This is a genomic window from Deinococcus radiopugnans ATCC 19172, from assembly GCF_006335125.1.
In the GTDB taxonomy this organism is placed as follows: Bacteria; Deinococcota; Deinococci; order Deinococcales; family Deinococcaceae; genus Deinococcus; species Deinococcus radiopugnans.
The window spans coordinates 99,694-120,197 of sequence record NZ_VDMO01000013.1; the positions used below are offsets into that span (position 1 = coordinate 99,694).

Annotated in this window: 21 protein-coding genes and 1 tRNA gene; 10 read left to right on the top strand and 12 right to left on the bottom strand. The window is 64.3% G+C overall.

The annotated features are described in order from the left end of the window. Position 1: 1 nt before the first annotated feature. The gene (locus tag FHR04_RS13015) at positions 2-1,366 is read right to left on the bottom strand and encodes a serine hydrolase domain-containing protein (RefSeq protein WP_139403818.1); all 1,365 of its coding nucleotides are present in this window, start codon (positions 1,364-1,366) and stop codon (positions 2-4) included. Positions 1,367-1,462: 96 nt separating this feature from the next. Between FHR04_RS13015 and FHR04_RS13020 the strand changes: the two genes are divergently transcribed. After that, complete coding sequence (locus tag FHR04_RS13020; RefSeq protein ID WP_139403819.1) at positions 1,463-1,921, top strand: DUF488 domain-containing protein; 459 nt, start codon at positions 1,463-1,465, stop codon at positions 1,919-1,921. Positions 1,922-2,108: 187 nt separating this feature from the next. Here the strand turns inward: FHR04_RS13020 and FHR04_RS13025 are convergent, their stop codons facing one another. After that, complete coding sequence (locus FHR04_RS13025) at positions 2,109-3,179, bottom strand: trypsin-like peptidase domain-containing protein (protein WP_170213951.1); 1,071 nt, start codon at positions 3,177-3,179, stop codon at positions 2,109-2,111. Between the two features lie 41 nt (positions 3,180-3,220). After that, positions 3,221-7,225 (bottom strand): DNA polymerase III subunit alpha, encoded by a 4,005-nt coding sequence (gene dnaE, locus FHR04_RS13030; protein ID WP_139403821.1) that lies wholly within the window; start codon positions 7,223-7,225, stop codon positions 3,221-3,223. Positions 7,226-7,419: 194 nt separating this feature from the next. Between dnaE and FHR04_RS13035 the strand changes: the two genes are divergently transcribed. Continuing rightward, positions 7,420-7,833: a GNAT family N-acetyltransferase gene (locus FHR04_RS13035; RefSeq protein ID WP_139403822.1), complete on the top strand. Its 414-nt coding sequence runs from the start codon at positions 7,420-7,422 to the stop codon at positions 7,831-7,833. Here FHR04_RS13035 and FHR04_RS13040 read toward each other — a convergent pair. Then, positions 7,830-8,183 (bottom strand): DUF2089 domain-containing protein, encoded by a 354-nt coding sequence (locus FHR04_RS13040; protein ID WP_029477771.1) that lies wholly within the window; start codon positions 8,181-8,183, stop codon positions 7,830-7,832. The two genes, FHR04_RS13035 and FHR04_RS13040, sit on opposite strands and share 4 nt — an antisense overlap. Before the next feature lie 20 nt (positions 8,184-8,203). Beyond that, positions 8,204-9,616, bottom strand: coding sequence for a D-alanyl-D-alanine carboxypeptidase/D-alanyl-D-alanine-endopeptidase (locus FHR04_RS13045; RefSeq protein ID WP_139403823.1), 1,413 nt, complete (start codon positions 9,614-9,616; stop codon positions 8,204-8,206). Positions 9,617-9,677: 61 nt separating this feature from the next. Here FHR04_RS13045 and FHR04_RS13050 point away from each other — a divergent pair, with 61 nt between their 5' ends. Beyond that, complete coding sequence (locus FHR04_RS13050) at positions 9,678-10,133, top strand: acyl-CoA thioesterase (protein ID WP_139403824.1); 456 nt, start codon at positions 9,678-9,680, stop codon at positions 10,131-10,133. A gap of 100 nt (positions 10,134-10,233) precedes the next feature. Further along, positions 10,234-11,310 (top strand): TRAP transporter substrate-binding protein, encoded by a 1,077-nt coding sequence (locus tag FHR04_RS13055; protein WP_179162047.1) that lies wholly within the window; start codon positions 10,234-10,236, stop codon positions 11,308-11,310. Positions 11,311-11,388: 78 nt separating this feature from the next. Here FHR04_RS13055 and FHR04_RS13060 read toward each other — a convergent pair whose 3' ends face one another. The 7 genes from FHR04_RS13060 to FHR04_RS13090 form a co-directional block, all read right to left on the bottom strand. Then, a complete protein-coding gene (locus FHR04_RS13060) occupies positions 11,389-12,711 on the bottom strand; it encodes a TRAP transporter large permease (RefSeq protein WP_211344198.1) in 1,323 nt (440 codons plus the stop codon). Then, a complete protein-coding gene (locus tag FHR04_RS13065) occupies positions 12,711-13,373 on the bottom strand; it encodes a TRAP transporter small permease subunit (protein WP_139403825.1) in 663 nt (220 codons plus the stop codon). The genes FHR04_RS13060 and FHR04_RS13065 overlap by 1 nt, the downstream gene beginning before the upstream one ends. 106 nt (positions 13,374-13,479) lie before the next feature. Continuing rightward, a complete protein-coding gene (locus FHR04_RS13070) occupies positions 13,480-13,863 on the bottom strand; it encodes a DoxX family protein (RefSeq protein WP_139403826.1) in 384 nt (127 codons plus the stop codon). A gap of 75 nt (positions 13,864-13,938) precedes the next feature. After that, the gene (locus tag FHR04_RS13075; RefSeq protein ID WP_039681629.1) at positions 13,939-14,160 is read right to left on the bottom strand and encodes a hypothetical protein; all 222 of its coding nucleotides are present in this window, start codon (positions 14,158-14,160) and stop codon (positions 13,939-13,941) included. An 84-nt stretch (positions 14,161-14,244) separates the two neighbouring features. After that, positions 14,245-14,745 carry a GNAT family N-acetyltransferase gene (locus FHR04_RS13080; RefSeq protein WP_249039119.1) on the bottom strand — a complete coding sequence of 167 codons (501 nt, stop codon included), beginning with the start codon at positions 14,743-14,745 and terminating at the stop codon, positions 14,245-14,247. Continuing rightward, entirely contained in the window at positions 14,742-15,302 is a 561-nt protein-coding gene (dcd, locus tag FHR04_RS13085) for a dCTP deaminase (protein WP_039686259.1), read from the bottom strand. The genes FHR04_RS13080 and dcd overlap by 4 nt, the downstream gene beginning before the upstream one ends. Positions 15,303-15,333: 31 nt before the next feature. Further along, a complete protein-coding gene (locus tag FHR04_RS13090) occupies positions 15,334-15,534 on the bottom strand; it encodes a hypervirulence associated TUDOR domain-containing protein (protein WP_139403827.1) in 201 nt (66 codons plus the stop codon). Positions 15,535-15,682: 148 nt separating this feature from the next. On the opposite strand from FHR04_RS13090, the gene FHR04_RS13095 reads away from it, so the two are divergent. The 6 genes from FHR04_RS13095 to FHR04_RS21690 all read left to right on the top strand — a co-directional run bounded on the left by FHR04_RS13095 (position 15,683) and on the right by FHR04_RS21690 (position 20,397). Next, a tRNA-Gln gene (locus FHR04_RS13095) sits at positions 15,683-15,756 on the top strand. Positions 15,757-15,981: 225 nt separating this feature from the next. Next, positions 15,982-16,593, top strand: coding sequence for a DUF4384 domain-containing protein (locus FHR04_RS13100; RefSeq protein WP_139403828.1), 612 nt, complete (start codon positions 15,982-15,984; stop codon positions 16,591-16,593). Positions 16,594-17,056: 463 nt separating this feature from the next. After that, positions 17,057-18,529, top strand: a complete 1,473-nt coding sequence (locus FHR04_RS13105) for an O-antigen ligase family protein (RefSeq protein WP_249039120.1) — start codon at positions 17,057-17,059, stop codon at positions 18,527-18,529. 3 nt (positions 18,530-18,532) lie between these two features. Continuing rightward, positions 18,533-19,396 (top strand): WecB/TagA/CpsF family glycosyltransferase, encoded by an 864-nt coding sequence (locus FHR04_RS13110; protein WP_249039121.1) that lies wholly within the window; start codon positions 18,533-18,535, stop codon positions 19,394-19,396. A gap of 171 nt (positions 19,397-19,567) precedes the next feature. Further along, positions 19,568-20,095: a winged helix-turn-helix domain-containing protein gene (locus FHR04_RS13115; RefSeq protein ID WP_139403829.1), complete on the top strand. Its 528-nt coding sequence runs from the start codon at positions 19,568-19,570 to the stop codon at positions 20,093-20,095. Between the two features lie 29 nt (positions 20,096-20,124). Further along, a complete protein-coding gene (locus tag FHR04_RS21690; protein ID WP_375782576.1) occupies positions 20,125-20,397 on the top strand; it encodes a transposase in 273 nt (90 codons plus the stop codon). The last annotated feature ends 107 nt before the right edge of the window (positions 20,398-20,504 follow it).

The window sequence follows — 20,504 nt, forward strand, 5'->3', positions numbered from 1 at the left end:
GCTACTCCACTCCCGCCAGGAACGCCGCCAGCGGCCAGGAGCGCCCACCGCCCTGACGCACCCACTGGATTTCACCATCCTCTGAACGCTCGAAGTGGTACGCCTCGCCCACCGAGCCGAAGCCGCCTTCTGGTTCCGGGCAGAGGGTCTCGGCGTCCTGCACAGTCAGTTTCACTGCAGTGGCCGACGGGTCACCCAGCGGGGTCAGGGCCACCAGCCGCCCGCCCAGATTCACGATGTCGAACAGGCCCCAGGCGTTGGCGAAGCGTCCGGTGAAGGACTCCAGATCGTGCGCGGTGTCCGCCGGCTTCTCTGTGTTCTCGTGCGCCAGATCGATCAGACGGATCAGGTTGCCCGCCCATTCGGTGGCTGGGCCGCCCAGCGTGTTGGTCAGCACCGAGATCGACAGCCCGGTGTTGGGATCGAGCCACGACTGCGTGATGTGGCCGGGAAAGCCCCCGGAGTGGCCCACCAGCGTGCGCCCGCCGATCTCGTCCAGAATCAGGCCCAGGCCGTAGCCGCGCCGGGTGGGTTTGGTGATTTCCGACTCGCGCCGCGCCATCAGGCGTTTGGAGGCGTCCGAGAGCAGGCCGTCATGACCCAGGGTGTGCCGCGCCCAGTACGCGGTCAGCGCCTCGGCGGTGCCGTAGAAGCCGGTGGCCGCCGCCAGCGCGCGGGTGTCGGAGGACGGCAGCGTGCGGCGGGCATCGTTGCCGAACAGGCGGGCGCCGTGGCCGGTTGCCAACTCGCCCTCGCGCTCCGGGGGCAACTCCGCGCCCAGGTCACCCAGGCCCAGCGGGCCGGTGATGTGCGCCTCCACGTAATCGCCGTACTCCTCGCCCCCCGCCGCCTCCACGATCAGGCCCAGCAGGCCGTAGCCGATGTTGGAGTATTTGAAGTGCTGGTTCTGCGGATAGACCGCCTCGGCGCGGGCGAAGTCCAGCAGGGTCTGCCGATCCGGGAAGGCGTGCCGTTGCTGCCAGTAGTCACTGTCGGCCCCGTCGCGGTTGATGCCGGACTGGTGGCCCAGCAGCGCCCGCACGGTCATGTCGGCGGCGGGCGAACCCGCCAGCTCCGGCAGCCAGTGGCCCGCCGTGTCGTCCAGGCGCAGCTTCCCCGCCTCCACGAGTTGAAAGACGGCGGTGGCCGTGAAGGTCTTGGAATGCGAGGCGATGCGGAACAGGTGCCGGGTGGTCAGCGCCTCGCTGGTGTCCTCGTTGGCGGTGCCCAGCGCGAACGACGCCGCGAGTTCGTCGCCCACGCGCACGGCCACCTGCACGCCGGGAATCCGCTGGTAATCTCGCCCGTACTCCAGCCAGCGTTCCAGGTAGGGGGCGAGGTGCCGGACGGTCTCCAGAAGGCTCATGCCCCAGACTTTAGAGCGGGGTGTGGCCGCCTGTCCCGAATGGCGGGCGGCACCTCCACCACGGTTCGCCGCCGCCCGGCCCGCTACGCTGCCCCCATGACCGCCCCGCCCACGCTGCTGACCATCGGCTACGAAGGTGCCGAGATGCACGCCTTTCTGGACACGCTGGCCGCGCACGGCGTCACCGTGCTGGTGGACACCCGCGAACGCGCCCAGAGCCGCCGCCCCGGCTACAGCAAGACCGCGCTGGGGCTGGCGCTGGCGGAACGGGGCATTGGCTACCGCCACATGCGCTCATTGGGCACGCCGCCCACGCTTCGCAAGATGTACCGGCTGGACAAGGACTTTGCCGCCATGAAGGCCGGGTACACCCTGCACCTCGCCACGCAGACGGACGCGCTGGAGGAGTTGGGGGCGCTGGCCGCCTGCGAGCGCGTGTGCCTGCTGTGCTACGAGGCGAACGCGCAGGAGTGCCACCGTTCGCTGATTACGGAGCGGTTGCAGAAGATGGGATGGGTGGGCGCGGTGGAGGACTTGACGGTCAGGGCGGGCTGAGCGTCACGCCTTGCTCAGATGCTGCCGAAGCCCACGGCCTGAGCATCCTGACGGCAGAGAAGAACTGGGCGAAGCTGCCGGATTTGAGAATGGGTGTGGAATTGATTCGGTAAGCCAGCTCCAGCCGTCTCATGCCTCCGCCGGGGCATGGACTGGTTGCCAATTTAATGGCGACGCTGAGAGGCGGTCAGAAAATCACCCACGCTTCACGCAGATCTTCTGGCAAGTTTTCCAATATATCTTGAACGTTACGGGCATATCTAACCGATTTTTTTACAGTTGGATAATTCGCATCGTTTCTCCGCTGCATATAGTCTAGAAGTTCGACGCAGCGAACTTCATCATCATCTAAATGTAGCTGTACAATATCCTCATTAACTATTCGTATCTCATACTTTTTTAAATCGCCATTACAATTAGCTAAATCGTATACGCTAAATGGCTCGCCACCATTTATATCAGCAGAAGAAAACCTATCCCCAAGAATCGGCCATAGATAGGCGGCTTTACCTAAAGGGCTATTTTCTGGTATACGCACTTTCATCTGAGTTTTAATCTTATCAAACGTGCTTTCATATGGCAGTTCGTCGCCCGCTTTAGAATCTATTACACCTTCGCTTATTGATGCTACTATAACGCCTTTAAGAGCAATACTTTTCGGGTCAAATATGGCTCCACCACTCATCCCGCCGAGAATATCAGTTTCCACTATAAATCCTGGGAATGGATTATTACTTCCCATGAATTCTGGGTACACATTAGTAATAATTCCGGGCGAAACTATAGCCTTTATATCTTGTATTATATCATTGCCTGTCTTTCCAGAAACATCTTCGTGATCCGTATATCCAAAGGCAACCACCTCCTTCTCAAGAAAAGGTGGCAAAAAATCTAGGATAGTGGATTTGACTGGCTTCCCCCAGACTTCACCCTCTCTGGCGCTAACCGCTTTCAGAAGGACTATCACAATATCATTCGAGAAGGCTGATCTAAAAATATGGGTGGCCTTAAAATTAATCTCGTCTTCCGCCGATACTTGCCTCTTGACATAAATCTGCAATTCCTCTAAATCCATTAGTCCATATCTATACTCTTTATCTTCTTTTAGCTCAAATCCATGTTGTATAGCCAATCCTGCAATAACATGCCAAGCCGTCATCATAACGCGCTCACCTATAAAAGTGCCACTTCCATCTGACTTTACAGACCCGTTTATCACACCATAAATAGGACTGGAAAGCTGGGACAGTATCTCCACGGGTTCACACTCTACAAACCTCCTCAATGATCGCGTTTCGCTCACGCCCGCATTCCTCCGCCCCCGTTCTGCTTGTTCATCCATGCGGGTGGCTTGGGCGCGAAGCGGCCCAGGATAGTCTGCTGATCGTAGGCCAGATACGCGTCCATCCACGGGAAGGTCTGGTTCAGCACTTTAATCGCGTCGGGGCTGCCCATGCCGTGATCGAGCTGGTAGACCACGAACTGCTCCGGCGTTTGCAGCCGCAGGTAGGTGGGCATACTGCCCGCGTGTTCGTCCAGCACGCTCTGAAACTCGCCCACGGCGTCCGGGCTGGCGGTTTCCAGATCGATGTTCACGTACATGACCTTGGGCACCTCGGCCAGTTGCTCGATGCTCACCAGTTCCTCGGCAATGGCGCGCAGGCCGCCGTCCTCGGACTCCAGCTCCACGATCACCAGCGCGGGCGTGTCGTTGACCAGCTTTTCCTGAATGCGGTCATAGGCGCGCGAGAAGGCCACCAGCTCGGTCTGCCCGGACTCGTCGGCCAGGATGAAGCGGGCCATCATGCCGCCGGATTTGGTGGGCTTGCGAACCACGCTCTCCACCATGCCCGCCAGCACCGCCTTGATGCGCTTGCCGGGGGCGACGTTCTGGGTGGTAAACCAGGTGTCCAGGTCACTGATGCGGCAACTGGCCGCCTCGCGCAGCCCCTCGTGCTGCTCCAGCGGGTGGCCGGAGATGTACAGGCCCAGCGCGTCCTTCTCGATGCTCAGGCGTTCCAGATCGGTCAGTGGGGTAAACGTAGCCTTGAGCGGCGGCTCCGGCGCGGTTTCCTCCAGCCCGAACAGCGCGTCCATGCCGCTGCTGATCATGGAGGCGGCCCCCTGCGCCCAGGCCAGCGTCTCTTCCAGGCTGTCCAGCAGTTGCCGCCGCTCCCCGAAGGCGTCGAAGGCCCCGCTCTTGATCAGGTTTTCCAGCGCCTTGCGGTTGCAGGTCTTGTTGTCCACCCGCGAGCAGAAGTCGGCGAAGGACTTGAAGCGCCCGCCACGCTCGCGCTCCTCCAGGATGCGCTGCACGGCGGCCTCGCCCAGCCCCTTGATGGCGTACATCCCGAACAGGATTTCCTCGCCCGCCACCGCGAAATCCGGCGCCGAGCGGTTGATGTCCGGCGGCAGCACCTTCACGTCCATCTTGCGCGCGTCGCTGATGTACTCCGCCACCTTGTCGGAATCGCGCCTTTCTACAGTTAGCAGGGCGGCCATGAATTCGACGGGGTAGTTGGCTTTCAGCCACGCGGTTTGATAGGTGATGACGCCGTATGCGGCACTATGACTCTTGTTGAACCCGTAATTCGCAAACGCATCCAGCAGATCAAAGAGTTTATTAGCCTCATCCTTCGGCACTTCATTGGTTTTCGCGCCCGCAACAAACAGGTCGCGCTGCTTCGCCATCTCCGCCACGTCTTTCTTGCCCATCGCGCGGCGCAGCAAATCGGCCCCGCCCAGGCTGAAGCCCGCGACTTCCGAGGCAATCTGCATGATCTGTTCCTGATACACCGGAATGCCGTACGTTTCGGCCAGAATCTTTTCTAGAAACTGCGCGGAAGTGGGGAAGCCATCGCGCACGTAATCGACTTCCTCCAGCCCGTGGTGACGGCGCACGTAGGTGGGAATGTTCTCCATCGGGCCGGGGCGGTACAGCGCCGAGAGGGCGATGATGTCGGCCAGACGGCGCGGTTTCAGGCGGCGCGAGGCGTCGGCAATGCCCGCGCCTTCGAGCTGAAAGACGCCCTTGGTGTCGCCCCGGCTCATCAGCTCGTAGGTTTTGGCGTCGTCGAAGGGAATCGCGTCGAAGTCGATCTCGATCTTCTGCGACTCGCGCATGATGCGCTTGGCCTCGTCCAGAAAGCTCAGCGTCCGCAGACCCAGGAAGTCCATCTTGATCAGGCCGATGTCCTCGACGGCCTTCATGTCGTACTGGCAGACCATGCCCATGCCGGAGGTGTCGCGCATCACCGGCACCAGATCAGTCAGCTTGTCGCGCCCGATCACCACCCCGGCGGCGTGGACGGAGGCGTGGCGCGTCAGCCCCTCCAGCTTCTGCGCGAACTCGTAGGCTTCCAGCAGTTGCGCGTCGCTCTCCAGCAGTTGCGCGATGTCCGGCACCGCCTCGCGGGCCTGCTCCAGCGAGTAGCTCTTGCCGAACTTGATCGGAATCAACTTGGACACCTTGTCCACCTTGGCGTATTCCAGGCCCATCACGCGCGCCACGTCCTTGAGGCACGCCTTGGACGCCATCGTTCCAAAGGTGGCAATCTGCGCCACCTTGTCCTCGCCGTACTTGTCCTGCACGTACTGGATGACCTCCACGCGGCGGGCATCGTTGAAGTCGATGTCGAAGTCGGGCATGGAAATGCGGTCTGGATTCAGGAAGCGCTCGAACAGCAGCTCGAATTCCAGCGGATCGAGGTTGGTGATTCGCATGGCGTAGGCCACCAGCGATCCCGCCCCCGAACCGCGCCCCGGCCCCACGCTGATGCCCTGATCCTTGGCCCAGTTGATGTAATCGGCCACGATCAGGAAGTAGTCGGGGAAGCCCATGTTGTTGATAACGCTCAGCTCGTACTCGGCGCGGCGCAGCAGCACCAGGGCGTGCGTGTGGTGCGCGCGGCAGGAGGTTTCTTCCTCGCTGCCGGGGTCAAGCTGAATGGCCGTGTCGCTGGCCTCGCCCTTGCTGCGCTGCCAGTCGGTGCAGGCGTAGTCGGGCAGGGGGCCTTCTTCCGCCGCTTTCTCCATCACTTCCAGCGCCGGGTAGAGGGTGTACTTCTCGCCCGCCGCCTTGCCGCGCGCCTCCCACTCGCTGCCCAGGAAGGCGATCAGCGTCAGCAGTGTTTCCTCGTCGCAGGTGCGGGCGTCGCAGCCGTTCGTGCGAGACAGCACTCGCTCCCGCTCCTCCGGCTCCAGCGCCGCCAGACTGCGCACGGCGTACTCGCGCAGCAGCGCCTCGGTGACGTGGTGCGGGTAGCGCTTGAGGCTCCCGGCATATGTCTGCACGCGCAATTCCTCGGCCATCGTGCGGCCCTCGGGGATGGGCAGCGCGGGCATCTGATACACGCGCTTCTTGCCCACGGGGAGGTCTACATTGCATAAGTCAGCAATGCGGGCGGTGTTATCGAAGACTTCCTCGCCCCACTCGGCTGGGGGCAGGGCGCGGCGCATCTCATCTAAGTCCTTGACATAGAACTCGTCGCAGGGAAACTTGAAGCGGTTCTCGTCGGCCAGCGTGGCTTTCGTCTGAATCGCCAGCAGCGTCTCGTGGGCGGTGGCGTCGGACTTCTTGACATAGTGGCCGTCGTTCGTCGCCACCATGCCGATGCCCAGCTCCTGCGCCCAGGCTTTCAGGATCGGATTGTTCTTCGCCTGTTCCGGCAGTCCGTGATCCTGAATCTCGATGAAGTAGTTCTCGCCAAAGAGGTCGCGGTACCACAGCAGGCGCTGCCTGGCCTCGTCCTCGCGCCCCTGCATCAGCAGCTGCTGCACTTCACTGCCCAGGCAGCCGGAGAAGGCGATGATCCCCTTGTGGTGTTCGGTCAGCAGTTCGTGGTCAATTCGGGGCTTGTAGTAGTAGCCCTCGGTGTAGCCCCGGCTGCTCAGGCGGCACAGGTTCTGGTAGCCCTCGAAGTCGCGGGCCAGCAGGGTCAGGTGGAAGATGCCCTTCTCGCCGCTGACGCCGGGCTTCTTGTCGCGGCGCGTGCCCATGCCCGGCACCACGTAGGCCTCGTAGCCCAGGATCGGCTTGACCTGCGCGGCTTGGGCGTAGTTGTAGAAATGCACCGCGCCGTGCATGTTGCCGTGATCGGTCATGGCGCAGGCGGCGTCCTGGCCCTCGGGCGTGACCTGCTTGACCCACTTCAGCAAGTCCTTGAGCTTGGCCGCGCCGTCCAGCAGCGAGTACTGCGTGTGCTGGTGCAGGTGGGCGAAGCGTCCGCTGTAACTGGCTTCGGGAGCGCAGCACGAGCCGTCCGGCAGGTGAATGTGGGGGGCAGAATCGGCGGGCGCGGTCATGGGTCAAGGATAGGCCGGGACGGGGAGCGGTGTCCGTGACCCTGGGGGTTGACGGCCCAACACACGCCGGGCCTGGAATGCTTACACTCCACCATGACTGATCCACCCACCGTCATCCGCCCGCCACCCCCGCCGACGCCCCGGCCATCGCCCGCGTCCACATCACCAGCTGGCGTGAAACCTACGCGGGCCTGATGCCGGATGACTTTCTGGAGCGCATGACGAACGAGGACATGCGGGGACGGCGCGAGACGAGTTGGAGGCGCACCATTTCGCAGGGGCTGGAAACCGTGCTGGTGGCCGAGCAGGATGAAACGGTGGTGGCCTTCGCCTCGGCTGGCCCGGCCCGCGATCATCCTGGCTACGGCGCCGAACTGATGACGCTGTACGCGCTGAAATCGGTGCAAGGTCAGGGGCTGGGGCGGGCGCTGTTCGGGGAAATGCTGCGAGCGCTCAGCGCGGCGGGGTTCGAGAATCTGGCCCTGTGGGTGCTGGAGGCCAACCCCACCCGGCAGTGGTATCTGCGCCAGGGCGGACGCGAGGCGGGCGAGAAGCTGGACGGGGAACTGCGCGAGGTGCGGGTGGTCTGGGACGAGCTACCCGGCTAACGCCGCAGCTTCCTTGCGGCCTCGTCCGGGGTGATCTCGCCGCGCTCCAGGCTGCTCAGGATCTCGGCCTGGGGATCGGCCAGCTCGGGCTCGTAACCGATGGCGCGCAGCAGGGTGTCGAAACGGGCGCGCACAGTGGGGTAGCTGACGCCCAGCACGCGCTCCACCTCCTTCAGGTTGCCGCGCACGCGGATATACAGGCGCAGAAATTCCAGGTTGTCGGGGGTCAGGGTGGCGAACTCGTTCAGCTCGAAAGCCCCGCGCACGGTCACGCCGCTGCCCGCGAACCGCAGTTCGGTGACGTGCGGCGCTTCGGTTTCGTCGGGAAAGGGCAGGGGCAGGGGGCGCATAACGTTAGTTTACGCGTCGCTCAGTTCTCCGCCGCCAGCACGGCCACCGTCTCGTCCAGCAGGGCGCGCAGGGTCAGGATCGGGGTGTCGTCGGGACCGTTCATCATTAAAGCGAAGGCCAGGGTGTGCCCGCTTTTCGCGGTGACGTACCCGGCCAGGCTGCTGACGCCGGGTAGCGTGCCGGTCTTGGCGCGCACGTCCAGCCCCGCGCCCAGGAAACGCCGGGCCAGCGTGCCGCCGCGCCCATCGTGGGCCGGAACATTTTCTCCGGTGCCCCCCTGGGGCAGCGCCTCGACAAAGGCGTTCTGGCGCTGGCGGTAAACCCGGTCCGGGAAGCCTGACCCCTCGACAGGGGTGCCGGACAGTCCGTATGGCAGGTCATACATGACCCGCAGCAACGCTACCAGGGCGCGGGGGGTCAGGCGGTCCTCGCGGCTCAGGCCGCTGCCGTCGGCCAGCACCACGCCGCTAAGGTCCACGCCGATGCGGCCCAGAAAGGCCCGTTCTCGGGCCAGCCCGCCGGCCAGCGTGCCGTTTCCGGCGGGGCGCCGGGCCAGCGTGGCGAGGAGTTCCTCGGCCCACAGGTTGTCGCTGGGCCGCAGGGTGGCGGCCAGGAATTTTGCCACCGGGGCACTCCGTACGCTGGCCACCGCCTGCTCGGGTCGGCGATTCACGGGCACCACCGGATCGGGGGGCAGCGGCCGGCCCCGCTCATCGGTGCGGGCGGGCGCGAGGTAGGGCTTGAGGGGGGCGGCCGGTCCCACCTGCCCGGAGGTCACGCTGATGCCGGCGCGTCGCAATTCCGCGATCAGGGCCGAACCCAGCCGCTGCCGTGCGGTTGCCTGGCTCAGCGGCGGCGCGTCATGCCACTCGGCGAGGCGCAGGGCGGTCATGGGCACCCCGATGGGCGCGTCTTTCCAGGTGTCCGGGTCCAGCCGGGCGTCGTCCAGCCGGACCTCACCCACCATGCGCAGGCCACGCGCGTACGCCTGTTTTGCCAGGGCACGCAGGCTGTACGGGCCGCCCGACACGCTCAGGGTGGGATCGCCGCTGCCGCGCAGGGTCACGGCCTTGACCCGTGCCCGCCCCACCTGCGCGGCGGGCACGGTCAGTTCGCTGCTCCACCAGCCGTCCGCGCCGCCACGCTCGTTCAGCACGGCCGCTCCCATCACCAATTTGTTGGCGCTGGCGGGAATGAACGGGGTGTCGGGCAGCCGCGCCTGGAGCACCTGCCCCGTCTGTAGATCCTGCACCAGCACGCCCGCACGCACGCCGGAGGGCAGGCCGCGCAGCACCCTCTGCACGCCCGCGCCCAGGCCGGGTTCGCGCTGCAGGGTCAGGTCTGCCTGCTGCGCTGCTGGAACCTGTGCTGCCGGAGAGGGTGCGCCGCCGACGCACAGCAGCAGGCACAGCAGGGGCAGGGATCGGCGCATCGGGGCAGGATAGCGGAGGGCGTGGCGCTCTGACCGGGGCGGGCCTGCTCTACCCTGACCCATGACCCGTCCCACGCCCCAGCCCCGCGCCGCCTACCCCTACCACCACCCGATCCAGACCCGCTGGGCCGACAATGACGTGTACGGGCACGTCAACAACGTGACCTACTACGCCTACTTCGACACGGCCGTCAACGCCTATCTGGCCGCCCAGGGCGCGCTGGACATCGAAAGGGGAGAGGTGATCGGGCTGGTGGTGGACACCGGCTGCGCCTTCTTCGCGCCCGTCGCCTTTCCCGAGACCCTGAGCGTGGGCGTGCGGGTGGCCAGGGCGGGCCGCAGCAGCGTGCGCTACGAGCTGGCGGTGTTTCAGGACGGGGCGGTGGGGGCCGCCGCCCAGGGCCATTTCGTGCATGTGTACGTGGACCGCGCCTCGCGGCGGCCCGTGGACCTGCCCGCCCCGCTGCGGGCCGCGCTGGAGCTGTTGCAGACCCGCCCAGGCCGCGGCCCGGTGTGATGTGAAGCTCCGGTCAAGTTTGCCCGCTATACTGCCCCATCTTCAAAACAAGAGGCCGCTCTGCACCATCAGTTCAGGGGCGCCGACAGGAGGGCTATTCATGGGAATTGATCGCCGCAAGTTCTTGAAGGGAGCCGCCGCCACCGCTGCGGCCAGCACCGTGTTCTCGCCGCACAGCTTTGCCCAGACCGGCAACGTGCGCTGGAAGTGCGCCACCAGCTGGCCCAAGAGCCTGGACGTGCTGTTCGGCGGCGCGCAGATGATCGCCGACCGCGTCAGTGCCATGACCGACGGCAAATTCACCATCCGGGCCTATGAGGCGGGCGAACTGGTGCCGGGATTGCAGGTGCTGGACGCCGTGCAGCAGGGCACCGTGGAGTGCGGGCACAGCGCCGGGTACTACTACGTGGGCAAGAACCCCACGCTGGGCTTCGCCACTGGCGTGCCCTTCGGCCTGACCGCCGCCGAGCAGAACGCCTGGCTGTACAGCGCGGGCGGCCTGGAACTGATTCGCGCGGTCTACGACGACTTCGGCATCATCAACTTCCCGGCGGGCAACACCACCGCGCAGATGGGCGGCTGGTTCAAGAAGGAGGTCAAGAAGGCCTCGGACTTCAAGGGCCTCAAGATGCGCATTCCCGGCATCGGCGGGCAGGTCATGGCGAAACTGGGCGTCAACGTGCAGGTGCTGCCCGGCGGCGAGATCTACCTGGCGCTGGACCGTGGCGCGATTGACGCCGCCGAGTGGGTCGGGCCGTACGACGACGAGAAGCTGGGGCTGCAAAAGGCCGCCAAGTACTACTACTACCCCGGCTGGTGGGAACCCGGCGCCACCTTTGACCTGATGGTGGGCAAGAAAGCCTACGCCGCGCTGCCCAAGGCGTACAAGGAAATCCTGGCGAGTGCCTGCGCCGAGGCCAACCTGGCGGTGGCCGCCGACTACGATGCCAAGAACCAGGCCGCGCTGCAGCGCCTGCAAAAGGGCGGCACCCAGCTGCGCCGTTACTCGGCCGACATCCTCAAGGCGGGCAACAAGGCCACCCAGGAACTGCACGCCGAGAACTCGGCCAAGAACGCGGATTACAAGAAGGTCTACACGCCCTGGAACGCCTTCCGCCGCACCATTCACGCGTGGCACCAGATCAACGAGAAGCCGCTGATGGACTTCAACGACTGAGGCTCACTGCAGACAAGAGGGAGGCCCGCAGATTCCAGTGCGGGCCTCCCTCTTGCCTGGCTAGGACGACAGGTTTGCTTATGGCCCCGCTGCCCGCAGGCCGGTCAGGCCGGGGAAGGCGACGCACAGCACCAGCACGAACAGCTGGATGAAGATGAACGGCACCACGCCCCGGTAAATATCACTCGTCGCCAGATACTTGCCCGCGATGCCGCGCAGGTAGAACAGCGAGAACCCGAACGGCGGCGTCAGGAAGCTGGTCTGGAGGTTGACGCCCAGCAGGATGCCGTACCAGATCATGTCCACGCCCAGGTCACGGGCCACGGGCGCGAAGATGGGCAACAGGATAAAAGCGATCTCGAAGAAATCCAGGAAGAAGCCCAGGATGAAAATCGCCAGATTGGTCAGGATCAGGAAGCCCAGCACGCCGCCCGGCAGATTGGCCAGGATGTTCTGCATGTACAGGTCGCCGTCCAGCGCCCGGAACACCAGTGAGAACGAGGTGGAGCCGATCAGGATGAAAATGACGAAGGTGGTCAGGCGGGCGGTGGAGAGCGTGACCTCCCACAGCCCCGCACGCGTCAGCTTGCGGTTGGCCAGCGCCAGCAGCACCGCGCCCAGCGCGCCCACCGAACCGGCCTCGGTGGCGGTGGCGAGGCCGAAGAAGATCGAACCCAGCACCGCGAAGATCAGCAGCAGCGGCGGGATCATGGCGCGCAGCACCTGCAGGGCCATGGCGCTGGGCTTGATGTTCAGCTCGGCGGCAGGCATGGCCGGGGCCAGGGTGGGACTCAGGGCCGAGCGCACGATCACGTACACGATGTACAGTGCCGCCAGCATCAGCCCCGGCACCAGCGAACCCAGGAACAGGTCGCCCACCGACACGCCCAGCTCGCTGCCCAGCACCACCAGCACCACGCTGGGCGGAATCACCTGCCCCAGCGTGCCGGACGCCGCGATCACGCCGCTGGCCAGCCCCTTGTCGTAGCCGTAGCGCAGCATGATCGGTAGGCTGATCAGGCCCATCGTGACCACCGTGGCGGCCACCACCCCCGTCGTGGCGGCCAGCAGCAGGCCCACCAGCACCACGGCCACCGCGATGCCGCCGCGCAGCCGCCCGAACAGCAACCCCGCCGTGCGCAGCAGGTCTTCGGCCAGCCCGCTCTTGCCCAGGATGCCGCCCATGAACACGAAGTACGGAATCGCCAGCAGGGTGAAGTTGCTCATGGTGCCGAAGATGCGGTCGGGCATGGCCCGCAGCAGCAGGGCGTCGAAGTGCCCGGTGCCCAGCCCGATCAGCCCGAAGATGATGGCCGTTCCGGCCAGCGCGAAGGCCACCGGAAAACCGCTGAAAATGAGGATGAACGCGCCGAAGAACATCCACAGGCCGATGGCGTCCACTAGTTGTTCCTCTGATTGTTCTTCATCTGCTCTTCCGCCTCGTCGGGCAGGCCCACCAGCAACCCGTCCAGCCCGGCGCGGTCCAGCTGCACGTCGGCGGCCAGCGCTTCCACCTCGTCCAGCTCGTCCTGGGTGCGGTACTCGTAATGACCGGTCAGCGCGCCTGCCGCCTTGATCGCCTCGCTGACGCCCTGGATCAACAGGAACACGAAGCCGACGGGCAGCAGCAGCTTGATCGGCCAGCGCAGCAGCCCCCCCGGATCGGAACTGCTCTCCTGAATGCCGTAACTGAGCCCGAACCATGGAATCGCCACCCACAACACGATCACGCAAAATGGCAGCAGGAACAGCACGGTGCCCACCAGGTTGATCAGCGCCCGGCGTTTGGGCGGCAGTCGCCCGTACAGCACGTCCACCCGCACATGCTCGTCCAGGCTCAGCACGTACGCGCCGCCCAGCAGGAAAATGACGCTGAACAGGTACCACTGCAGCTCCAGCAGCGAGTTGCTGCTGAATTCGGTGCCCAGGTAGCGATCCGCGAACCGCCCGAACACGTTGAAGAGGCCCACGCCGATCATCAGCAGCGTAACCCCGCCGATCAGGACGCCCAGCCAGGAGGAAAAACGGTCTATTGCGCGCGCGAGTCCCAGCAGTGCTGGCATCCTCACCTCTCTTTGAGCCGCCCCAGCACGGCTCGCGCCGCACGTCAGCATCGCCCTTTCAAATGTGTTTCCCTGCGGAGTATACGTGTCGCGCCCGGGTTGCAGGTCAGGACTGGGTGCGGCTCCGCCCAGCCCGCCACACCAGCCACATCAACACCGGCTGCAGCGGCAGTCTGGCCCAGGCCACCCACGCCGGGACGCCGAATTTCTGCGGCTCCTGCGCCATGTAGACGTTGGCGGGAAACACGGCCAGCAGCAGCGCCAGCAGTCCCCAGCGCGCGGCGGGCCGGGTGGCCGGGTGCAACAGGCCCAGGCCACCGGCCAGTTCTGCCGCGCCGCTGAGCAGCGTGGCGGTGCGTGCGGGCATGGGCAGGCCCGGCGGCACGATCCGGTCAAAGAATTGCGGCGCGGCGAAATGCATGACGCCCGCAAACGTGAACAGGGCGGCCAGCGCCAGGATTCCGGGAGTTGGACGGGTGGGTTCGGGCATGGTGCACTGTAGCGGGACAGGCACGAAAAGAGGGCCAGGAGAATTTGCCTCCTGGCCCCGCCCGCCGTGTGGTGCTCAGCCCTGCTTGGTGGCCGGCACCGAACGCGCTTCTTCCACGTCCTTCTTTTCCTTCAGGCTGTCGTGCTCGGTGTTGCGAGCGGCAGTGGCCTCGCGGTCATTGTTGCCCTTGAAGGACGGCTTGTGGCCGTCTTCGATTTCCTTGACCTCTTCCTTGCTGCGCTCGTATTGCTCGGGCAGGCTGGTGTGGCCGCTGTTCTTGTCGTCTTTGTCTGGCATGGGGCAAGGCTGACAGCCCACCGGCGCCCTGGGGAGAGAGGAGTCTCAAGCCGCGTTCAGAGATGAAGACGGGACCAAGCCGGCTCAGGCGGGCGAGACGTAGACATAAATCTGCGGACGGCGACCATCGGCCCCGGTCCACGGCGCCGGTAGGGTGGCCACCCGCGCCCAGCCCTCGCTGTCGTACAGGGCGATGGGGGCCGGGGCATCGGCCTGAACATCCAGAATGGCCCGCCGATTCAGCCGGCGCGCCTCTGCCCAGGCGGCGCGGAACAGCCCCCGTGCCAGCCCCTGTCCCTGATGCCCCGGTGCGACGAACAGCCGCGAGAGGAAGGCGACGTTCTGCGGCGGCAACCCGGTCACCGCGATCCATTCCGGCACCGTTTCCGGCGCGGCCCGCAGCACCACCTGACCCACAGGCACGCCCCTGACCTCGGCCACCCAGGCCCCCAGCGTCAGGGGCGGCGCAAGGAAGGCAGCGGGATCGGCAGGCCACACCGAGGGGTAGGCGTCGGCGTGGTGGGTCGCGCGCAACGCCTCCACCAGCGCGGGGAAGTCGGCGTCGGTGCGCGGACGGACGCTCAAAGCCTGGGCAGCGTCACGCCGCGCTGGCCCTGGTACTTGCCTTTGCGGTCTCCATACGTGACTTCGGGACGCTCACCCTCGAAAAACAACAGCTGAACGCAGCCCTCGAAGGCGTACATCTTGGCGGGAAGAGGGGTGGTGTTGGAGAACTCCAGCGTGACGTGCCCTTCCCATCCGGGTTCCAGGGGCGTGACATTGGCGACGAGGCCACAACGCGCATACGTGGACTTGCCGAGTGCCACCACCATCACCGTATCCGGAATCTTCAGGTATTCCAGGCTGCGGGCCAGGGCAAACGAATTCGGCGGAATAATGATCTCGTCGGCCTTGATGTCCACGAAGCTGCGCTCGTCGAAGTGCTTGGGGTCCACGATGGCGCTGTTGACGTTGGTGAAGATCTTCCACTCGTCAGCGCAGCGCAGGTCGTAGCCGAAGCTGCTCAGGCCGTAGCTGATGACCTGCTGGTTCTCGGCGGTGCGGACCAGACGGTCTTCAAAGGGGTCGATCATGCCCGCGTGGGCCAGTTCGCGGATACGCCAGTCGGGCAGAATGCTCACGCCTGCCATGCTACGGCAAACCGGCCCCGGTTCAGGCTTTCGAGAGCGCGTCCGCCGTATGGGCGACCTGCTTGCCGCCTTCGACCTCGATGATGTAACGGGGATCGTCCTGGCTGGCGCGGTACTGAAAGCCGCTGACCTCGCCGTCCTCGTGGGCCACGCGCACCACCTTGCCCTGCGCCTCGCCGTCATGGCTGTTCCATTTCACCTGATCGCCTTTTTTAAACGTCATGCCGCCAGCGTGGCAGCCTCCAGCCCCACAGCCCGTTGCAGGCCCCACAGTGTGGAGGCCGGGTAAAGGCCGTCCATTCGGCAGTTGACCCCCCGCGCCCGCCGCCGTTATACTTTTGTCCGCCGTGCGTCCGTGTCGGCAGCGCTGTAGGGATATGGTGTAATGGCAGCACAACAGATTTTGGATCTGTTTGTTCAGGTTCGAATCCTGGTATCCCTGCCACAGGATTGAGGCAGCCTTCCATTTGTTGGGGGCTGCTTTTTCGTTGCATGTCATTTTTTGGTCTCATGAAACCGAACGTCAGCTTCCTCACCTTCAGTCAGCTGGCCTTCACCGGGCGTCAGGCGGCGCGGCGTAGCGTGAGGACACAAGCGAGACGCGCCGAAAAAGCGTTCTGGGAGCTGTCCCAGTTCGGCAGAGCGTCGCCGCTTTCCCCGGAGGCCCGACATGAGTTCATCCCTGAAAAAGCCCGCCCTATTGCTCGCCGTCTCCGCCGCCCTGCTGGGCGTGGCCGCGCCGGCCTTTGCCGCGCCCAAGATCGGCGCGCAGAGCATCATCGTGAATCCGGTGCCCACCACCCTCAGCGCCCGCGTGTGGGTGGACCGTGACCGCAGCGGCACGCAGAACCCCAGCTACCGCATCGGCGAGCACATCACGCTGTACACCAGCGTCAACGAGAACGCCTACGTGTACCTGTTCAACGTCAATCCGGACGGCAGCACCGATCAGATCCTGCCCAACCGCATCAGCGCCAGCAACTACGTGCGCGCCGGGCAGACCCGCGCCTTTCCCGCCAGTGGCGATCAGTTTACCTTCGACGTGGCCGGTCCCTACGGCCTGAACCGCGTGCTGGTCATTGCCAGTCGCCACCCGCTGAGCCTGTCACAGCTGAGCAGCTATCAGAACGGCGAGAGCTTCGCCACCGTCAAACCCAAGACCAGCCAGGGTCTGGCGCAGGCGCTGAGCATCGTGGTGGATCCGGTGCCCAGCCCGGGGGTCCAGCCGGTGCCGCAGACCGACTGGGTCAGCGACACGGCGTACTACACCGTCGCCTACTGAGCATTCGGCACGTCTTCAGAGGGAAGGGGCCACGTCGGTCCCTTCCCTCTGGTTTGGATGGAATACATAGACAGGCCTACCTGCGCGGTATCCACGGCAAGACGGCTGGCCGTCAGCCCCTTCACCGTCTGCTGAGCCTGTTCACCCGGCGCTGGCTGTGCAGACCAGATCAGTCACAGACCCTGTGATATTAATTTTCTGTTAGCGGCTTGCTGCCTAGCTTCTGATCGGTTTCGCGGTCCGGGTCAGGTTCGGGCAAGGCCACTGACCGAAGCATCACTTCTGGGGGAAGCATGTCTGCAAGTCGTCTGTCCAGCCTGTCAAGAATCCGCCGTGTGTTCCCCCGGGGCCACCCGGCACCCACCGGGTCAGGCCCTTTGTGAAGTCGCTTGTAGAGTCGCCTCAGCTGCGCGCTGCAGGGCGTGACGCCGGGGGCTTGCCGCCCGCTGCGCCTGGATGGGCCGTGTGGCTGGCGCTCTTCACGGCCGCGCTGCTGGTGGGCATTCTGGCCGTGAAGCAGCCGCTGCTGGCCGGGGCACTGAGTGTGCTGATGGTCCTGCTGGCCGGACTGACGCGCGTGTGGGCCCGTCTGTCCCAGTTCGCTCTGGGGTTTATTGGCGTTTCGTTGATCGGCTATGCCTTTCTGGGCAAGGGCTATTCCTACATCGGGGTGCCGCCCTTGTTCGTGGGCGAGATGGCACTGGCAGTCGGCCTGCTGGCGCTGTGGCGGGTAGGCACCGTGGGCATCCGCTACCACCGTGGCCTGCTGGCGCTGCTGGGCGTGTTCATGCTCATCGGCCTGCTCAATACCGTGCCCTACATTGGTCAGTACGGGATAGAAGCGCTGCGTGACGGCGTGACCTGGCTGTATGCGGCCTTTGCGCTGATCGTGGCCGGGCTGTTGCTGCGGCTGAACTGGCTGGAGCGGGCAGTGCGGCAGTACGCCCGCGTCATACCCTGGTTTTTGTTGTCAGCACCCATAAGTATTGTGGTGTTCAAACTGTTTGAGCGGGTCATCCCTGAGTGGCCTGGCAGCGGAACACCGCTGCTATTTCCAAAGGGCGGGGATATTGCGGTTCATCTGGCGGGCGTCACGGCCTTCTTGTTGCTGGGATTACAGCATCGTTTTGCTTCGCTGGAGAGCCGCCGGACCGGGCACGAATGGCTGTGGTGGGGCTTAATGCTACTTGGGATTCTGTCCATCTCTACAGGCCGCGCCGCGCTGGTGACCATTGCTGCTAGCGCCCTGTTTATCGTGTTGCTGCGCCCGCGTAGCGGCTGGGGCCGCCCATTGTATCTGGTGGCTGTGGTGCTGACCCTGCTGGTTGCTACCAACTTTAGGGTCAATCTCGGCAGTCAACGTGACATCTCTGCTGAATCTCTGCTGCTCAATGTTCAGAGCATCACCGGGGATTCAGGCTCTAATGTTCGTGAGGGGACCCGCACCTGGCGGCTGAACTGGTGGAGTGACATCGTGGACTACACCGTCTATGGGCCCTACTTCTGGACCGGCAAGGGTTACGGCATCAATCTGGCCGACTCTGATGGGTATCAGGTGTCTAGTGACCGCTCTCTGAGAAATCCCCACAACGGCCATATGACCTTCCTGGCCCGCTCCGGCGTACCGGGCTTTCTGGCCTGGGCGGCGCTGCAACTGGCCTTCGGCTTGAGCTTGCTGCGCGCCTCCAACCATGCGCGCGCGGCTCAAAAGACGCTGTGGGCCAATATCTTTCTCTGGATTTTCGCGTACTGGATGGCTTTCCTGATCAATGCCTCTTTCGATGTGTACCTGGAGGGGCCGCAGGGGGGGATCTGGTTCTGGTGCGTGTTCGGCTTCGGGCTGGCTGCCCTGGAAACCTACCGCCGCCAGTTGGCCGCTGCCCCAGCCGCTTCTTCCGAATTTGCCCCTCTGCCCGCCCCAATCAAGGAGCCCTGAACGATGTCTTCCCCCGCCTCACCCGATCTGCGCCGCGGCGCATCTGCTCCGCCAGCCGTCCCTGCTGGCAGCACCGCCCTGAATTCGCCCCTGACCTCGCGCTCGATTCTGGGGATGCGGGTGGACGTCACGACCTACGCGGACGCTACGGCAAGAATCATGGCCTGGACGCAGGCCGCCCAACCGCGCTATGTGTGTGCTTCCAACGTGCACATGGTCATGGAAACCAACGACAGCACCGAGTTCCGCGACGTGGTCAACGGGGCCGATCTGGTGACTTCCGACGGCGTGCCGCTGGTGTGGGCCTTGAAGGCGCTGGGGGTGCCACAGGCCGAACGCGTCTACGGTCCCACCCTGATGCTGCACGTCTGCGAGGCCGCCGCCAGAGAAGGCGTGCCCATCGCCCTGTACGGCGGCACCTCCGAGAGTCTGGAGGAATTTGTCCTCTTCTTGCACACCAATTATCCGGGGATTGAGATCGCCTGCCTGATCGCCCCGCCGTTCCGACCACCCACGCCCGAAGAAGACGCGCTGTACACCCAGCAGATCATCGATTCGGGGGCCAGGATCGTGTTCGTGGGCATCGGCTGTCCCAAGCAGGAGCGTTGGATGGCCGCACACACGGCCCAACTGGACGCCGTGCTGCTGGGCATGGGCGCGGCCTTTGACTTTCACTCGGGGCGCGTGAAACAGGCTCCTGCCGCCATGCAGCGGCTGGGGCTGGAATGGCTGTTCCGCCTGATCATGGAGCCGCGCCGCCTGTGGAAGCGCTACGCCAAACACAACCCGCGCTTCGTGGGCAAGTTCTTGCTGCAACTGCTGGCCCAGCGAGTGATTGACTGGGGCCGGACGGCGCGCCGGAGCTGAAGAAGGGTCAGTCGAACGCACCCCAATCCATGTGCATGAGGAGCAGCAGAGTGTTAGGCGGCGTCTGACGGAAGGGGACTGAACCATCGAGCCCCCTTCGTAAACGGTCTCAAGGCATTCGGGGGCGGAGCCTTGACCTAAGTACAACGCATTTAAGAAGTAGACTTAGGCATGGCCCGGCCTGCTCGACGTATTGCGATTTCTGGGGAAGATGACGACCAACTCCGTGCGCTGGAAACCAGTCCACACACGCACCCGAAGGCCCGCCTCCGGGCAAATATCTTGCGGCTTCACCGACAGGGGTGGAGTGTCCCCCAACTGTCGAAGCACTTTGGTCGCAACCATCAGGCGATTCACAACGACCTGACGCGTTTCGCCGAGCGTGGGATTCTTGGGTTGGCGGATGAGTGCCCACCCGGACAACCTTCCCTGATCACGCCGGGGATAGAGCAGTTTCTCCACGAGAAACTGCAAGAACAGCGCTTCTGGAACGCTCCGCTCTTGTGCGAAGACATCGAAAAGCAGTTCGGGATCGTGATCCGACCTCGCGCACTGGCGAATCATCTCCGACGGCTTGGGTACAGCTGGAAGCGAGCCAGATATTCACCCGCAAAGAAGCTCGACCCCGAAGTCGCCCAGCAGCATCAGGTCTCCCTGGAGACCTTAAAAAGGGGGCACTGGACGGCAAGCTCACCCTGAAATATCTCGATCAGACCGGTCTTTCTTTGATGTTGTCCGTGGGTGCGACCTGGTTCAGACGTGGTTCTGGGCGACAGTTCAAGATCCCCACGCGGTGGGGATCGTCTGGACGGATCAACCTCATCGGCACCTACAGCCTGCACGGGCGTGAAGAGCGTCTGGAAGTCCGCGAGTTGGAAGGAACGTGCAACGGTGAGCAGGTCATCGCTTATCTGGACACCCTGGCAGCGGACTGTATTCCCGATCGGCTCACCGTCATCGTCCTGGACAATGCTCCCTTTCCTCTGTACCGGACATCTTAGCTTCAAGCCGCTCCTGATGCGTGAAACGGCGTGCTCAGTAGCCTGACCAACTCAGGTAACTCGGGCAGGTTCCACCGCAGCGCATGGCACAGCTGTTCCGCGCCATA

Coding starts and splice junctions, on each gene's coding strand:
- FHR04_RS13090 (WP_139403827.1), bottom strand. CDS start 15,534: ATGACGTTTAAAAAAGGCGATCAGGTGAAATGGAACAGCCATGACGGC.
- FHR04_RS13015 (WP_139403818.1), bottom strand. CDS start 1,366: ATGAGCCTTCTGGAGACCGTCCGGCACCTCGCCCCCTACCTGGAACGC.
- FHR04_RS13055 (WP_179162047.1), top strand. CDS start 10,234: ATGGGAATTGATCGCCGCAAGTTCTTGAAGGGAGCCGCCGCCACCGCT.
- FHR04_RS13115 (WP_139403829.1), top strand. CDS start 19,568: ATGGCCCGGCCTGCTCGACGTATTGCGATTTCTGGGGAAGATGACGAC.
- FHR04_RS13110 (WP_249039121.1), top strand. CDS start 18,533: ATGTCTTCCCCCGCCTCACCCGATCTGCGCCGCGGCGCATCTGCTCCG.
- dnaE (WP_139403821.1), bottom strand. CDS start 7,225: ATGACCGCGCCCGCCGATTCTGCCCCCCACATTCACCTGCCGGACGGC.
- FHR04_RS13050 (WP_139403824.1), top strand. CDS start 9,678: ATGACCCGTCCCACGCCCCAGCCCCGCGCCGCCTACCCCTACCACCAC.
- FHR04_RS13065 (WP_139403825.1), bottom strand. CDS start 13,373: ATGCCAGCACTGCTGGGACTCGCGCGCGCAATAGACCGTTTTTCCTCC.
- FHR04_RS13100 (WP_139403828.1), top strand. CDS start 15,982: ATGAGTTCATCCCTGAAAAAGCCCGCCCTATTGCTCGCCGTCTCCGCC.
- FHR04_RS13020 (WP_139403819.1), top strand. CDS start 1,463: ATGACCGCCCCGCCCACGCTGCTGACCATCGGCTACGAAGGTGCCGAG.
- FHR04_RS13035 (WP_139403822.1), top strand. CDS start 7,420: ATGCCGGATGACTTTCTGGAGCGCATGACGAACGAGGACATGCGGGGA.
- FHR04_RS13040 (WP_029477771.1), bottom strand. CDS start 8,183: ATGCGCCCCCTGCCCCTGCCCTTTCCCGACGAAACCGAAGCGCCGCAC.
- FHR04_RS21690 (WP_375782576.1), top strand. CDS start 20,125: ATGTTGTCCGTGGGTGCGACCTGGTTCAGACGTGGTTCTGGGCGACAG.
- FHR04_RS13045 (WP_139403823.1), bottom strand. CDS start 9,616: ATGCGCCGATCCCTGCCCCTGCTGTGCCTGCTGCTGTGCGTCGGCGGC.
- FHR04_RS13075 (WP_039681629.1), bottom strand. CDS start 14,160: ATGCCAGACAAAGACGACAAGAACAGCGGCCACACCAGCCTGCCCGAG.
- FHR04_RS13070 (WP_139403826.1), bottom strand. CDS start 13,863: ATGCCCGAACCCACCCGTCCAACTCCCGGAATCCTGGCGCTGGCCGCC.